The sequence below is a fragment of the Serinibacter arcticus genome (assembly GCF_003121705.1).
Taxonomy (GTDB): Bacteria; Actinomycetota; Actinomycetes; order Actinomycetales; family Beutenbergiaceae; genus Litorihabitans.
Genome location: NZ_PYHR01000002.1, coordinates 3,523,389 through 3,537,534, shown reverse-complemented (window position 1 = coordinate 3,537,534; position 14,146 = coordinate 3,523,389). Strand labels below are relative to the sequence as shown.

Sequence of the window (14,146 nt, the reverse complement as noted above, 5' to 3'; positions counted from 1 at the left end):
GTCAGCCGACCGGTCCGACCGCGTGGGTCAGCCGACCGGTCCGACCGCGTGGGTCAGCCGACCGGTCCGACAGCGTGGGTCAGCCGACCGGATCCACGGCGTCCCAGGCCGCGGCCTCAGCGACGTCGGGCTCGTGCACCGTCAGCTCGCAGGACGCCGCGACGACGCGTCGCAGCGCGTCCAGTCCCCCGCGAGCACCCCCGCCGCGCGGGCCTGCACGAGGACGTTGCCGAGCGCGGCGCCCTCCGCCGGACCGGCCACGACCGGTAGTCCGGTCGCGTCGGCCGTCAGGTGGCACAGGTCGGAGTTGTGCACCCCGCCTCCGACGATGTGGACGACGGTGACCTCCACCCCGGCCAGCCGCGCCGCCGTCCGCACGCTGCGGCGGTAGGCCAGGGCGAGCGAGTCGAGGATGCAGCGGACGACCTCGCCCACGCTCTCCGGCACCGGCTGGCCGGCGGCACGTGCGAGCTGCGTGAGGCGCGCGGGCATGTCGCCGGGCGGCAGCAGCGAGGCGTCGTCGATGTCGATCAGCGTGCGTCGCAACGGAACCTCGCGCGCGGCCGCGAGCGCATCGGCGAGCGCGACCTCCGTGCCCCGCGCGGCCCACGTCCGAAGCGTCTCGCTCAGCACCCACAGCCCCATGACGTTCGCGAGGTAGCGGACGGTCCCGTCGACCCCGGCCTCGTTCGTCAGGTTGGCCTCGCGCGAGGCCTCGGTCAGGACGGGCTCGCCGAGCTCGAGGCCGACGAGCGACCAGGTGCCGCACGAGACGTACGCCGCCACGCCGTCGCCCACCGACGCTCCAGCGCCGAGCGGTACGGCGACGACGGCGGAGGCCGTGTCGTGCGACCCGACCGTCCACACCGGTGTCCCGGCGAGCACGCCGTGCTCGGCCCGCACCCGCCCGAGCCGCTCCCCGGGCTCGATCAGGTCGGGCAGCAGCCGCCGCGGGAGGCCGAGGCCGTCAACCAGCTCGGCCGACCAGGTGCGCCGTCGAGCGTCGAGCAGCCCCGTCGTGGAGGCGTTCGTGATCTCGGCCCGCACCTGGCCCGTCAGCCGCGCGCCCAGCAGATCGGGCACGAGCAGCAGCCGGTGGGCGGCCTCGAGCAGATCGCCGTCCTCCGCGAGCAGCTGGTGGGCGGTCGTGAACGGCTGGCGCTGCAGCCCGGTGACGGCGTACCGCCGCTCGGGAGGCACCAGCGCGTCGGCACGGTCGGCCATCCCCTCGGTGCGCGGGTCGCGGTAGTGCACGGGCGGGGAGAGCACCGCGCCGGAGTCGTCCACCAGGGCGTAGTCCACGGCCCAGGAGTCGACCCCGATCCCGGCCAGCGGGCCGAACCGTGCGGCGGCCTCCGCCAGCCCGTGGACCACTCCGTCCCACAGCGCGGGCAGGTCCCAGACGAGCCGGTCGCCGTGCCGAACCGGCTCGTTGGGAAACCGTGCGACCTCGACCAGGTCGATCCGCTCCGCACCGGGCTCGCCGACCACCGAGCCGACGATCACCCGCCCGGAGGTCGCCCCGAGGTCGACGGCGGCGAACGACGGCGGACGCCCGTCGTCGCGACCGGCCTCCCGGCCGGTGGTGGGGGTGGTCACGCGCGCACCTGTCCCGTCCGGCTCACCGCAGGAAGGCGGCGGCCACCCCGGAGTCGACGGGCACGTGCAGCCCCGTCGTCTGGACCAGGTCGGGCCCCGTGAGGGCGACGACGGCGGCCGCGACGTGCTCCGGCAGCACCTCCTTCTTCAGGAGCGTGCGCTGGGCGTAGTACGCACCGAGGTCGTCCTCGCTGACGCCGTAGACCGCGGCGCGCTTGGCACCCCAGCCGCCGGCGAAGATCCCCGAGCCGCGGACCACGCCGTCGGGGTTGATGCCGTTGACGCGGATGCCGTGCTCGCCGAGCTCGGCGGCCAGCAGGCGGACCTGGTGGGCCTGATCGGCCTTGGTCGCCGAGTATGCAATGTTGTTGGGCCCGGCGAACAGCGAGTTCTTCGAGGCGATGTAGACGACGTCGCCGCCCAGGCCCTGGGCGATCATCGCGCGCGCCGCCTCGCGGGCCACGAGGAACGACCCGCGCGCCATGACGTCGTGCTGGAGGTCCCAGTCCCGCGTCGACGTCTCCAGCAGCGGCTTGGAGATCGACAGCCCCGCGTTGTTGACGACGAGGTCGACCCCGCCGAAGGCGAGGACGGTCTCGCGCAGCGCGGCGACGACCGCCTCCTCCGAGGTGACGTCCACCGCGATCCCGACGGCGACGTCGGTGCCGCCGATCTCGGCCGCGGCCGCCCGCGCCTTGGCGAGATCGAGGTCGGCGATGACGACGCACGCGCCCTCGGCCGCGAGCCGCTCGGCGATCGCTCGTCCGATGCCGGACGCCGCCCCCGTCACGAGCGCGATGCGCGTGGCGAGGAGCTTCGGCGCCGGCATCCGCTGCAGCTTGGCCTCCTCGAGCGCCCAGTACTCGATCCGGAACTTCTCGCGCTCGTCGATGGGGGCGTAGGTCGAGATCGCCTCGGCGCCGCGCATGACGTTGATCGCGTTGACGTAGAACTCCCCCGCCACGCGGGCCGTCTGCTTGTCCTTGCCGAAGGAGAACATCCCGACGCCGGGCACCAGCACGATCGCCGGGTCGGCGCCGCGCATCGCGGGCGAGTCCGGCTCGGCGTTGCGGTCGTAGTAGCCGGCGTAGTCCTCGCGGTAGGCGGCGTGCAGCTCGGCGAGCCGCGCGACGGCGTCCTCGAGCGGGGCGTCGGCCGGGAGGTCGAGCACGAGCGGCTTGACCTTGGTGCGCAGGAAGTGGTCGGGGCAGGAGGTGCCGAGCGCGGCGAGCTCCGCGAGCCGCTCGCGGGCGAGCAGGTCGAGCACGACGTCGGCGTCCGTGAAGTGCCCGACCTGCGGGCGGTCGGCGGAGGCGATGCCCCGGATCACCGGGGCCAGGGCGGCGGCGCGGTCCCGGCGTGCCTCCGGCTCGAGCGGGGCGAAGCCGGGGCGCTCGGCGCCGAACGGGTGCTCGCCGCGGGCGGCGAGCTCCGCCGTCGCCGTCGCGATGAACTGCTCGGCGCGCGCGATGATCTCCAGCGAGCGCTCCTCGGCCTCCGCCGACGTGGCCCCCCAGGCCGTGATCCCGTGCCCGCCGAGGATGCAGCCGATCGCCTGCGGGTTGGCCTCCTTGATCGCGGCGATGTCCAGCCCGAGCTGGAAGCCCGGACGGCGCCACGGCACCCACACGACCGCGTCGCCGAAGATCTCGGCGGTGAGGCGCTCGCCGTCGGCCGCGGTGGCGATCGCGATCCCGGAGTCGGGGTGCAGGTGGTCGACGTGGGCGGCGTCGACGAGGGCGTGCATCGCCGTGTCGATCGACGGCGCCGCGCCGCCCTTGCCGTGCAGGCAGTAGTCGAACGCGGCGACCATCTCGTCCTCGCGCTCGAGCCCCGGGTAGACGCCCGGCAGCGCGCGTAGGCGGTCGAGCCGGAGCACCGCGAGGTTCTTCTCCTGCAGCGTGCCGAGGTCTCCTCCCGACCCCTTGACCCAGAGCAGCTCGACGTCCTCGCCGGTGACGGGGTCGGTGGCGCTGCCCTTCGCTGACGTGTTGCCGCCGGCGTAGTTGGTCACGCGCGGGTCGCTGCCCAGGCGGTTGGAGCGGGCGATCAGGTCCGCGGCGGCGGGGTTCGTGCTGGTCATGGCGTCCCTCTGTCGTGGGTCGGGGTGGGTCGGGGTGGGTCGGGGTGGGGCGGGTGGGGCGGGCGCTCGGGGTCGTGCGGCCGGCGCGAGGGACGGAGTCAGGCGCCCCAGCCGGCCTGGGTGCCGCCGACGCGCTCGGCCGCGACGCGGTCGGCGTAGCCACTGGCGGCGAAGGCCCGCAGGGGGTGCGGGTCGAGCCCCTGCTCCTGGCGCACCTGGGCCAGGAGCGGGCGGACGTCGGTGTTGTACGCGTCCATCAGCACGTCGTTGGCGCCGAGCACGTCGCCCGACCGCTGGGCGACGTCGAGGGCGTCGGCGTCCACCAGCAGCGCCTTGGCCGTCGCCTCCTGGACGTTCGTGATCGACCGGATCTGGCCGGGGATCTTCTCCTCGATGTTGTGGCACTGGTCGAGCATGAAGTTGACGCCGAGCGCCGGGTCCAGGGCCCCCGCCCCGACGATCTCGTGCATGATCCGGAACAGCTGGAACGGGTCGGCCGCGCCGACGATGAGGTCGTCGTCCGCGTAGAACCGCGAGTTGAAGTCGAAGGCGCCCAGGCGTCCCAGGCGCAGCAGCTGCGCCACGATGAACTCGATGTTGGTGCCGGGGGCGTGGTGGCCGGTGTCGAGCACCACCTGGGCCTGGTCGCCGAGCGCGAGGCAGTGCACGAGCGACGTGCCCCAGTCCGGCACGTCGGTGGTGTAGAAGAACGGCTCGAAGAACTTGTACTCCAGCAGGATCCGCTCGTCGGGCCGCAGGGCCGCGTAGATCTCCGCGAGGCCGTCCGCGATCCGGTCCTGGCGCGCCCGGATGGAGTCCTGGCCCGGGTAGTTGGTGCCGTCGGCGAGCCAGATCTTCAGGTCGGTGCTGCCGACGGCTCGCATCACCTCGAGGCAGTCGAGGTGATGGGCGACGGCCTTGGCGCGCACGGCGGGGTCGGGGTTGGCGAGCGAGCCCAGGCGGTAGTCGTCGTCCTGGAAGACGTTGGAGTTGATCGTCCCGATCCGCACCCCGAGGTCGCGGGCGTGGGTGGCGAGAGCGTCGTAGTCCTCGACCTCGTCCCACGGCACGTGCAGCGACACCCGCGGGGCCGCCCCGGTGAAGGCGTTGACCTGGGCGGCGTCGGCGATCTTCTCCCACGGGTCGCGCGGCGTCCCGGGAGTGGTGAACACCTTGAACCGGGTGCCGGAGTTGCCGTAGGCCCACGAGGGGACCTCGACGGTCTGCGCGAGGAGTGCCCGCTTCACGGCTTCGATGGTCACGACTGCGTCCTTCCTGAGGGTGCCTGGGGTGGAGCGGTCCATCGCGCAGCCGGCCGGACGGTCGTCGTCAGGGCCTGTCGTCAGGGCCGGTCGACGGGCGAGGCGTCGTCACCCCGCTCGATCCTCGACCGGTGAACCACCGTGATGAAACGATTCACAGCACGAGCGTATGTAACGATTCAGCGACCGTCAAACACCCCCGTGCGGGAGTGCCCACCGAGCGAAGGACACCGCGATGCGGCAGCGCCCGTCCGTCACCGACGTCGCCTCCGTGGCCGGGGTGTCCGTCGGCACCGTCTCGAACGTTCTCAACCGGCCGGACCGGGTCTCCGGCCCCACGAGGGCGCGGGTGGAGAAGGCCATCGCCGACCTGGGCTTCGTGCCCAGCGCCTCGGCCAGGCAGCTGCGAGCGGGGGTCGCGCAGAGCGTCGGGGCGATCGTGCTCGACCTCGCCAACCCGTTCTTCACGTCCGTGATGCGCGGCATCGAGGACCGCCTGGCCGAAGAGTCCCTGGCCCTGATGGTGTCCTCGACCGACGACGACCCGGCCCGCGAGACGCACTTCCTGCGGATGTACGAGCAGCACGAGGTGCGCGGGATCCTCGTCACCCCGGTCGGGACCGACCACTCCGAGCTCGCCGCCGTCCGTGACCGCGGCACGCGCGTGGTCCTCATGGACTCCGACGGCGACTCGGCCTTCCCCGGCGTCTCCGTCGACGACGCCCACGGCGGCCACCTCGCCGTCGCCCACCTCCTGGACCTCGGCCGTCGCCGGATCACATTCCTCAACGGGCCGAGCACCATCCGGCAGTGCCTCGACCGGCTCACCGGCGCCCGGCGCGCGGTGGTGGACGCCGGCCTCAACCCCGACGAGGTGCTGACCGAGCGGGTCCTGCCCGCCCTGAACGCCGATGCCGGCGAGGCGGCCGCCCACGCGCTGCTCGCCCTGCCCAGGTCGGAGAGGCCGGACGCCGTGTTCTGCGTCAACGACCTCGTCGCCCTCGGCGTGCTGCGCACACTGCTGCGGGCCGGCGTCGAGGTGCCGCAACGGATCCCCGTGGTCGGCTACGACGACATCGGCTTCGCGAGCATGCTCATGGTGCCGCTCACCACGATCCGGCAACCGACGCACCAGATCGGCTGGTCCGCCGCCGATCTGCTGCTCCGGCCGCAGCCCGAGAGCCTGGCGCAGGTGCGCTTCTCGCCCGAGCTGGTGGTCCGCGCCTCGTCCGTCGCCGCCGGCTGAGCCCCCTCATCGCTCGAGATGACGGCCGCCGCTCCGCCGGACGGCGGTGGACATGACCCCCGGAGCGTGTTTGGATAGCGCTTACCGTCAACGATGACAAGCCATCCAACGAAGGACATCCATGACTCTCGAGCCGGCAGCCGTCCCCGTCGCCCTGGTGACGGGAGGGAGCCGAGGCATCGGCCTCGGGATCACGGAACGACTGCTCGCCGACGGGTTCGCCGTCGCGATCCTCGCCACCCGGGAGGAGCCCGAGGGCCTCGTGGCGCGGCTCGACGGAATCGCGGGTGAGCCGGGGCGCGTGCGCTACCTGCAGGGGTCCGTGGCCGATCCTGCCGACCACGCCCGCTACCTCGACGACGCCGTGGACGCCTGGGGCCGGCTCGACCTCCTGGTCAACAACGCCGGCGTCGCCCCGAGCGTGCGCGCCGACATCCTCGAGGCCACGCCCGAGAGCTTCGACCGCGTCATCGGCATCAACCTGCGCGGTCCGTACTTCCTCACGCAGGCGTTCGCCAACCGCGTGCTCGCGCTGCGCGGCCCGCTCGAGGCGCTGCCCGAGCCCCCGGTGCGCCCCGTCGCCACGATCGTCAACGTCTCCTCGACGTCGGCCGTCACCGTGAGCGTGAACCGCGGCGACTACTGCCTGTCCAAGGCGGGCGTCGGGATGGCGACGCAGCTGTTCGCGGCCCGGCTCGCGAGCGAGGGGGTCGTGGTCTACGAGGTCCGCCCCGGCATCATCGCCACCGACATGACCGCCGGCGTGACGAGCAAGTACGACGCCTTCTTCGCCGCCGGGAACGTGCCGATCGCGCGCTGGGGCCGGCCGGCCGACGTCGCGGGCGCCGTCTCCCTGCTCGCGTCCGGCCAGACCCCGTACTCCACCGGCGAGATCTTCAACGTCGACGGCGGCCTCCACATCCCGACGCTCTGAGGGGAGCCACCGTGACCACGCAGCCCGCCCGGAACACCCAGCCCGCTCCCCTGGTGATCGACGGCCTCGACGTCCCCGTCCTCACCGCCGACACCGTCGTCGTCGGCACCGGGTCGGCCGGCTACTGCGCCGCCGACCGCCTGCACGACCTCGGCGGCGGGACGATCGTCATGGTCGCCGACAAGATCGGTGCCGGCGCGAGCCGGAACGCCGGGAGCGACAAGCAGACCTACTACAAGCTGACGCTCTCCGGCGGTGACGACGACTCCGTGCGCGAGATGGCCGAGACCCTTTTCTCCGGCGGCGCGATGGACGGCGACAACGCCCTCGCGGAGGCGGCGCTGTCCGCCCGCGGCTTCCTCCACCTCGTCGACCTCGGCGTGCCGTTCCCGCAGAACCGGTACGGGGAGTTCATCGGCTACAAGACCGACCACGACCCCCGCCGTCGCGCCACGTCCGTCGGCCCGTACACGAGCCGCTCGATGGTCACGCAGCTGGAGAAGAAGGTGCAGCGCGACGGCACCCTGATCCTCGACGAGTGCCGTGTCGTCGACGTCGTCACCACCACCGCGGCCGACGGCACCCGCGCGGTCGCGGGCCTGCTCGTGCTGCGGACGGACGTGCCGCACGTGCCGTCCCCCGCGCAGGAGACGGAGACGCACGACGGCGACGGCGCGGCGCCCGCCTCCCCCTACCTCCTGCTGCGGTGCAGCAACCTCGTCTACGCCACCGGCGGCCCCGCCGGCATGTACCGCACGCGCGTCTTCCCGAACGGCCAGTGGGGCGCGTCGGGCGCCGCCTACCGCGCGGGCGTGCACGGCAAGAACCTCACCGAGTGGCAGTTCGGGCTGGCCTCCACCAAGCCGCGGTGGAACGTGTCCGGCACCTACATGCAGGTGATCCCGCGCTTCGTCTCCTTCGACGCCGAGGGGGGTGACGAGCGCGAGTTCCTCACCGAAATGATCGACGACTACGGCGCGCTCATGAGTCTCGTGTTCCTCAAGGGCTACCAGTGGCCGTTCGACATCCGCAAGGCGCGCGACGGCTCGAGCCTCATCGACCTGCTCGTCTACCGCGAGACGGTGCTGCGCGGGCGGACCGTGTTCCTCGACTTCACCCGCAACCCGGTGCAGGACACCTTCGACCCCAGCGCGCTGTCCCCCGAGGCGTACGACTACCTCGAGCGCGCGGGCGCCCTCACCGGCACCCCGATCGAGCGCCTGCGGACCATGAACGAGCCCGCCTACCAGTTCTACCTCGACCGAAACCCGTACGTGGACCTGACCAAGGATCTCCTCGAGGTCGACGTCTGCGCGCAGCACAACAACGGTGGCCTCGTGGTCGACGCGTGGTGGCAGTCCAACGTGGCCGGTCTGTTCCCGGTCGGCGAGGCGGGCGGCGCGCACGGCGTCTACCGCCCCGGCGGCGCGGCGCTGAACTCCGGTCAGGTCGGCGCGACGCGGGCGGCGCAGTTCATCGCGGCGCGGCGCGGCCCCGAGCACGTGAGCGTGCTCGAGGACGCGGCCTTCGCCGTCGCGGCCGCCCCGGTGCTCGCCGACGCGCGTGCGCTCGTCGCCGGCGCCACCGCCCGCGCGGCCGCGGGCGAGCCGGAGAACGTGCACGAGCTGCTGCGCGACCTCCAGGCCCTCATGAGCGAGAAGGCCGGTCCCGTCCGCAGCGCCGCCTCGATCGGCGAGGCGCTGACGCAGGTCACCGCGTGGCTCGCCGACTACGAGGGGATCGTGACGGCGTCGGCGTCCTCGCGGCAGTCCGTCAACCGCACGTTCCTCGTGCGGGACACGCTCACCTCCGCCTACGTGTACCTGTCGGCGATGCAGGACTACGTCGACCACGGCGGCCGCTCGCGGGGGTCGGTGCTCTACACCGACGCCGGCGGCGACCTGCCCGTCGCGAGCTGGGGCGAGGGGGCGGGGCAGGCGCTCGACCTGCCCGAGATCTTCCGGTTCGCGCTCGACGGCGGGGCGCTGGACTCCGAGGTCCAGGAGGCCGCGCTGGACGACGGCGAGGCGTCCTTCCGGTGGCGCCCGCGCCGCCCGCTGCCCGAGGACGACGACTTCTTCGAGAACGTCTGGCGGGCCTTCCGCGACAACGGGAACGTCTACTGACCCACGAGGCCCGCTGAGAACGCCCGAGGCTGCCGTATCTGGTGCGATACGGCAGCCTCAGGCGTTCTCGGCAGGGGTTGGACCGCTACAGGTGCGGGGCCACGTGGCGGCGGTAGCGGTCCACCATCGTCGACAGGGTCTCGTCCGCCGGGGCGTTCCAGACGTCGTCGTTGAAGATCTCCACCTCGATGTCGCCGCGGTAGCGGGTCTGCGCGATCCAGGAGGTGATGGTGGCGAAGTCGATGAAGCCGTCCCCGACGTGGCCGCGCGAGAGCAGCGGGTCGGCCGCGAGCGGGAGCGTCCAGTCGCACACCTGGTAGGAGGCGATGCGCCGCTCCAGGCCGGCGCGGGCGATCTGCCGCTGCAGGTCCGGGTCCCACCACACGTGGTAGGTGTCGACGACGACGCCGACGACCGCGGCCTCGAACGCCTCGGCGATGCTGAGGGCCTGGCCCAACGTCGAGATGACGGCGCGGTCGGCCGCGAAGATCGGGTGCAGCGGCTCGAGGACGAGCCGGACGCCGTGCGAGGCAGCGAACGGCACGAGCTCGCCGATGCGGTCGGCGACCCGGTCCCTGGCCGCACCGAGGTCGCGACCGGGGTCGACGCCGTCGCCGCTCGCGTACGGCTCGGCGGCGCCGCCGGGGACGCGGGAGGCCGGCAGCCCGCCGACCACCATGATCAGCTCGGACGTGCCGATCGTGGCCGCCTCCTCGATCGCCCGCCTGTTGTCGTCCAGCGCGGTGCGTCGGCCCTCGGCGTCGGCCGCCGTGAGGAAACCGCCCCGGCACAGCGAGGAGGCCCGCAGGCCGAAGTCGGCGAGGATCTGGGCGGCGCGGTCGGCACCGACCTCCTGCACGCGGTCCCGCCACGGGCCGATGGCGCTCAGACCCGCCCGAGCGGCGACCTCGGCCGCCTCCGCGAGCGTGAGGTGCTTGGTGGTGGCGGTGTTGAGGGACAGACGAGCGAGGTCGGCGGGCCTGGCCTCGCTCGTCACCTCGACGGGCGACCCGACCGGCTTCCGGCCGTCGAGCGCCTCGTGGAGCGCCGACGCGGCGTTCACAGCGAGATCTCCGGGACCTCGAGGCGGCGGCCCTCGTCCGAGGAGCGCAGACCGAGCTCGGCCAGCTGGACGCCCCGGGCGGCGGAGAGCAGGTCGAAGCGGTGCTCGCGCCCGGCGACGACGTCGCGCAGGAACTCCTCCCACTGCGCCTTGAAGCCGTTGTCGAGCTCCGCGTTCGCGGGCACGTCGAGCCACTGGTCGCGGAACTTCTCCGTCGTCGGCAGGTCGGGGTTCCACACGGGCTTGGGCGTGCTGCCGCGCTGCTGCGCGACGCAGCCGAACAGTCCGGCGACGGCGGAACCGTGGGTCCCGTCGACCTGGAACTCCACCAGCTCGTCTCGGTGCACCCGCACGGCCCAGGAGGAGTTGATCTGGGCGATGACCGGGTCGCCGTCGGGCGTCGTCATCTGGAAGACGCCGTACGCGGCGTCGTCGGCGGTGGCCTCGTAGGCCTCCCCCTGCTCGTCCCACCGGGTCGGGATGTGCGTGATCGTCTGGCTCGAGACGGTGTCGACGCGGCCGATGATGCCCTCGAGGACGTAGTTCCAGTGGCAGAACATGTCGGTGGTCATACCGCCGCCGTCCTGCTTGCGGTAGTTCCACGACGGGCGCTGGGCCGGCTGGAGGTCACCCTCGAACACCCAGTAGCCGAACTCGCCGCGCAGCGAGATGATCCGGCCGAAGAAGCCCTCGTCAACGAGCCGGCGCAGCTTCACCAGCCCGGGCAGGTAGAGCTTGTCGTGCACGACGCCGGCCGTCACGCCGGTCTCGCGACGGATCCGCGCGAGGTCGATCGCCTCGTCCAGCGTCTCCGCCGTCGGCTTCTCGGTGTAGATGTGCTTGCCGGCGCGCATCGCCTTGGCGAGGGTGTCGTAGCGCAGCGAGGTCATCGAGGCGTCGAAGACGATGTCGACGGAGTCGTCGGCGATGAGGGCGTCCAGGTCGGTGGACCAGTGCTCGACGTCGTGCTGCTTCGCCAGGGCCTCGACCTTCTCGGCGTTGCGACCGACGAGGATCGGTTCGACCTGCACGCGGGAACCGTCAGCGAGCGTCACGCCACCGGCGTCGCGGATGGGCAGGATCGAGCGCAGCAGGTGCTGGCGGTAGCCCATGCGGCCGGTGATGCCGTTCATGGCGATTCTCAGGGTGGCTGTCATCGGGGCTCCGTTGCGACGAGGACCCGGCCAGGTGCCGGGAAGCGCTTTCCAACCTAGCGGCGAGGCCCCCAGCCGTCAACCGTGTGGAAAGCGCTTCAGCGCAGCGCCGAGAAGGGCTAGCGGCGGCGAAGATCCGGCGTCGACGCGCGGACCACCACGTCGCACCCGACCGACTCCACGACGTCCCCCTCCGCGGTCAGCGCGAGGCGGACCGCGCGCTCCCCGAGCTCGCCCATCGGCACCGCGACGGTGGTCAGGGCGGGCACCACGTCGCGCAGCGTCGAGATGCCGCCGAACCCGGTGAGCGCGACGTCCTCGGGGACCCGCAGGCCGCGCTCGCGCGCGGCGGCGAGCGCGCCGAGCGCCATCACGTCGTTGGTCGCGACGACGGCGTCGACACCGTGCAGCGAGCCGTCGTCGATGAGCCGCAGCATCCCGGCGTGGCCGCCCTCCCACGTGAACGGGGTCTCGCTGCGCGCGATGACGACGCCCCCACCGGCCCCCAGGGCGTCGGAGAATCCGCGGCAGCGCTCCTGCGCCGTCGTCCGCTGGCGCGGGCCGGTGAGCAGCGCGAACGTCCGGTAGCCGAGCGCGAGGAGCGCCCGGGCGAGCGACGCCGAGCCGCCCAGGTTGTCGACGGCGACCGACGGCACCCCGGGCACGGGCTGGCCGATCGCCGCGACGCCGACCCCCTGGGCCCGCAGCGCGGCCAGCTGGCCGGCGAGGTCCTCCGTGCTCGACCCGGCCGAGCGGCCGCCGGCGATGACGACGGCGCGGGCGCGCTGCCGTCGCATGAGGTCGACCAGCTGGACCTCACGCGCCGGATCGTTCTGCGTCGTGGCCAGCGAGACCTGGAGACCGGCGGTCTCGGCCGAGGCGACGACGGCCGCGGCGATGGCCGAGAAGTACGGGTCGGCGATGTCGTGCACGAGGAGGCCGAGGGTCGTCGTGCGTCCGCGGGCCATCGCCTGCGCGGTGGCGTCGGGGCTGTAGCGCAGGCGGGCGGCGGCGGCCGTGACGCGCTCGACGAGCTCGGGCCGCACCGACCGGTCGGCGCTGCCGTTGATCGCGCGGGACGCCGTCGCGAGCGAGACGCCCGCCTCCCGCGCCACGTCGCTGAGGGTCACCCGGTCCGCCGCCATGCCTGCAGCCTAGACATCGCGGACCTCCCCCGCGCCGGGCGGCGTGGCGGCGCGCATGGCAGGCGTCCCGACCAGCGTCCGACGACGTGGCCGCCGCACGCCACTCTCGCCCTGCGGGCCGATCGGGGTGACGATGGAAGGCATGGTCCAGGTCGAAGCGAGAGACAGAGTCCGACAGATCGCCCTCGTCGTCGGTGGCGCCGGTGCCATCGTCGGCGCCGCGTGGGGGTCCGGGGCGTTCGGTGGTGAGGAGATCAACCGCGCCAGCAGCGGCGCGCTCGCCGCGACGGCGACGGTGCTCGCACCGGGCACCGGGGCGTTCTCGATCTGGAGCGTCGTCTACGCGCTGCTGATCGTGACGGCGGTGCTGCACGCGCTCCCCTCGCGCGCCGCCTCGCCGCACCACCGCGCGCTCGGCTGGTGGATCCTCGCCTCGATGATCCTCAACGCGGCCTGGATCAGCGCGGCCCAGCTCGGGCTGCTGGGTCTGACCGTGCCGATCATCGCGCTCCTGGTCGCGGTGCTGGTCGTGTGCCTCCTGCGGCTGCGGGCCCTGCCGCCCGCGCCGCGCCTGGACGCCGTCGTGCTCGGCGGGACCGTCGGCCTCTACCTCGGCTGGGTGTGCGTGGCCACGGTCGCCAACGTCACCGCCGTGCTCAGCTTCTCCGACCTCGACCTGACGTTCCTGCCCGAGGCGGTGTGGGTCGTGGTCGTGCTCGCCGTCGCCGCGGCCATCTGCGCGGCCGTGGTGACGACGGCCCGACGCCGGGCGGTCGCCGTCGGCGCGACGCTCGCGTCGGCGTGGGGGCTCGCCTGGATCGCCGTCGGGCGCCTCACGGACGGTCCGGACTCGCAGGCGGCCGTGATCACGGCCCTGACGGCGGCGGCCGTGGTCGTCGTCGCCGGCGTGGTGGCGGTGCTGCGGGGCGGGCGCGACGAGCGAGGCTCGCAGGGCTCGCAGCCCGGGGTCGCCACCGCCTGATCCGTGTGCCCGGGGCGGGGCGATCGCCCGACGGCGTCGAACGGATCACCCAGCCCCGGTGGCAGCGGTGGATCAGACCGGCGGCGTCGCGGGCGGCGTCGTCGGCGGGTGCGGCTTGAGCGCCTCCGGTGCGGGCGGATCGGCCGGGGTCTCGGCGGCCGGGGCGTCGTCGCCGTCGAACCGGTCCTTCAGGTCGGCCACGACATCCTCCGCCCGGTCCTTCGCCGCCTCGAACGCCTCGCCGGCCTTCTCGCGCGCGCTCTCGAGCGTGGGCCCGGCCGCCTCCTTGGCGTCGGCGAAGGCGGCCTGCGCCTTGTCACCGAGGTCGTCGGCGATGTCCCCGACCTTCTCGGCGACCTGCTCGGCCCTGTCCTTCAGCTTGTCGAAGAAGCTCTCCTCGGTCATGCCGCACCGCTTTCGTGATCGGGTCCCGGCGCGGAGGCCCGCCCGGGTCGTGGAGTGGTTGCGCGCTCACTATGGCGAGGGCCCCGCGGCGACGCAAGGGGACACCCGGATGCTCGCGGGTCGGTCGCGAGCGGTGGCTAAACTCGC

General features: G+C 73.4%; 11 protein-coding genes. 4 read left to right on the top strand and 7 right to left on the bottom strand.

The window, feature by feature from the left end; genetic code table 11:
• Window positions 1-141: 141 nt before the first annotated feature.
• The 3 genes from C8046_RS15745 to rhaI form a co-directional block, all read right to left on the bottom strand.
• On the bottom strand, window positions 142-1,599 hold the full coding sequence (locus C8046_RS15745; RefSeq protein WP_109230259.1) for a rhamnulokinase: 1,458 nt from the start codon (window positions 1,597-1,599) through the stop codon (window positions 142-144).
• A 22-nt stretch (window positions 1,600-1,621) separates the two neighbouring features.
• Window positions 1,622-3,682 carry a bifunctional aldolase/short-chain dehydrogenase gene (locus C8046_RS15740; RefSeq protein ID WP_109230258.1) on the bottom strand — a complete coding sequence of 687 codons (2,061 nt, stop codon included), beginning with the start codon at window positions 3,680-3,682 and terminating at the stop codon, window positions 1,622-1,624.
• Between the two features lie 98 nt (window positions 3,683-3,780).
• Window positions 3,781-4,944 (bottom strand): L-rhamnose isomerase, encoded by a 1,164-nt coding sequence (gene rhaI, locus C8046_RS15735; RefSeq protein WP_419183563.1) that lies wholly within the window; start codon window positions 4,942-4,944, stop codon window positions 3,781-3,783.
• Window positions 4,945-5,179: 235 nt separating this feature from the next.
• Between rhaI and C8046_RS15730 the strand changes: the two genes are divergently transcribed.
• From C8046_RS15730 to C8046_RS15720, 3 genes are all read left to right on the top strand, one after another.
• On the top strand, window positions 5,180-6,190 hold the full coding sequence (locus C8046_RS15730; protein ID WP_109230256.1) for a LacI family DNA-binding transcriptional regulator: 1,011 nt from the start codon (window positions 5,180-5,182) through the stop codon (window positions 6,188-6,190).
• Between the two features lie 121 nt (window positions 6,191-6,311).
• Window positions 6,312-7,124, top strand: a complete 813-nt coding sequence (locus C8046_RS15725) for a 3-ketoacyl-ACP reductase (protein ID WP_109230255.1) — start codon at window positions 6,312-6,314, stop codon at window positions 7,122-7,124.
• A gap of 11 nt (window positions 7,125-7,135) precedes the next feature.
• On the top strand, window positions 7,136-9,250 hold the full coding sequence (locus tag C8046_RS15720; RefSeq protein ID WP_109230254.1) for an FAD-binding protein: 2,115 nt from the start codon (window positions 7,136-7,138) through the stop codon (window positions 9,248-9,250).
• 85 nt (window positions 9,251-9,335) lie between these two features.
• On the opposite strand, the gene C8046_RS15715 is transcribed toward C8046_RS15720, so the two are convergent.
• The 3 genes from C8046_RS15715 to C8046_RS15705 form a co-directional block, all read right to left on the bottom strand.
• Window positions 9,336-10,247, bottom strand: a complete 912-nt coding sequence (locus C8046_RS15715; RefSeq protein WP_109230986.1) for a sugar phosphate isomerase/epimerase family protein — start codon at window positions 10,245-10,247, stop codon at window positions 9,336-9,338.
• A gap of 62 nt (window positions 10,248-10,309) precedes the next feature.
• The gene (locus tag C8046_RS15710) at window positions 10,310-11,470 is read right to left on the bottom strand and encodes a Gfo/Idh/MocA family protein (protein WP_109230253.1); all 1,161 of its coding nucleotides are present in this window, start codon (window positions 11,468-11,470) and stop codon (window positions 10,310-10,312) included.
• 116 nt (window positions 11,471-11,586) lie between these two features.
• Entirely contained in the window at window positions 11,587-12,612 is a 1,026-nt protein-coding gene (locus tag C8046_RS15705) for a LacI family DNA-binding transcriptional regulator (protein WP_109230252.1), read from the bottom strand.
• Between the two features lie 142 nt (window positions 12,613-12,754).
• On the opposite strand from C8046_RS15705, the gene C8046_RS15700 reads away from it, so the two are divergent.
• Window positions 12,755-13,594 carry a tryptophan-rich sensory protein gene (locus C8046_RS15700; RefSeq protein WP_235866361.1) on the top strand — a complete coding sequence of 280 codons (840 nt, stop codon included), beginning with the start codon at window positions 12,755-12,757 and terminating at the stop codon, window positions 13,592-13,594.
• A 72-nt stretch (window positions 13,595-13,666) separates the two neighbouring features.
• On the opposite strand, the gene C8046_RS18180 is transcribed toward C8046_RS15700, so the two are convergent.
• On the bottom strand, window positions 13,667-13,999 hold the full coding sequence (locus tag C8046_RS18180; RefSeq protein ID WP_146197184.1) for a hypothetical protein: 333 nt from the start codon (window positions 13,997-13,999) through the stop codon (window positions 13,667-13,669).
• Window positions 14,000-14,146 lie beyond the last annotated feature (147 nt).

Coding starts and splice junctions, on each gene's coding strand:
- C8046_RS15710 (WP_109230253.1), bottom strand. CDS start 11,470: ATGACAGCCACCCTGAGAATCGCCATGAACGGCATCACCGGCCGCATG.
- C8046_RS15705 (WP_109230252.1), bottom strand. CDS start 12,612: ATGGCGGCGGACCGGGTGACCCTCAGCGACGTGGCGCGGGAGGCGGGC.
- C8046_RS15740 (WP_109230258.1), bottom strand. CDS start 3,682: ATGACCAGCACGAACCCCGCCGCCGCGGACCTGATCGCCCGCTCCAAC.
- C8046_RS15700 (WP_235866361.1), top strand. CDS start 12,755: ATGGTCCAGGTCGAAGCGAGAGACAGAGTCCGACAGATCGCCCTCGTC.
- C8046_RS15730 (WP_109230256.1), top strand. CDS start 5,180: ATGCGGCAGCGCCCGTCCGTCACCGACGTCGCCTCCGTGGCCGGGGTG.
- C8046_RS18180 (WP_146197184.1), bottom strand. CDS start 13,999: ATGACCGAGGAGAGCTTCTTCGACAAGCTGAAGGACAGGGCCGAGCAG.
- C8046_RS15725 (WP_109230255.1), top strand. CDS start 6,312: ATGACTCTCGAGCCGGCAGCCGTCCCCGTCGCCCTGGTGACGGGAGGG.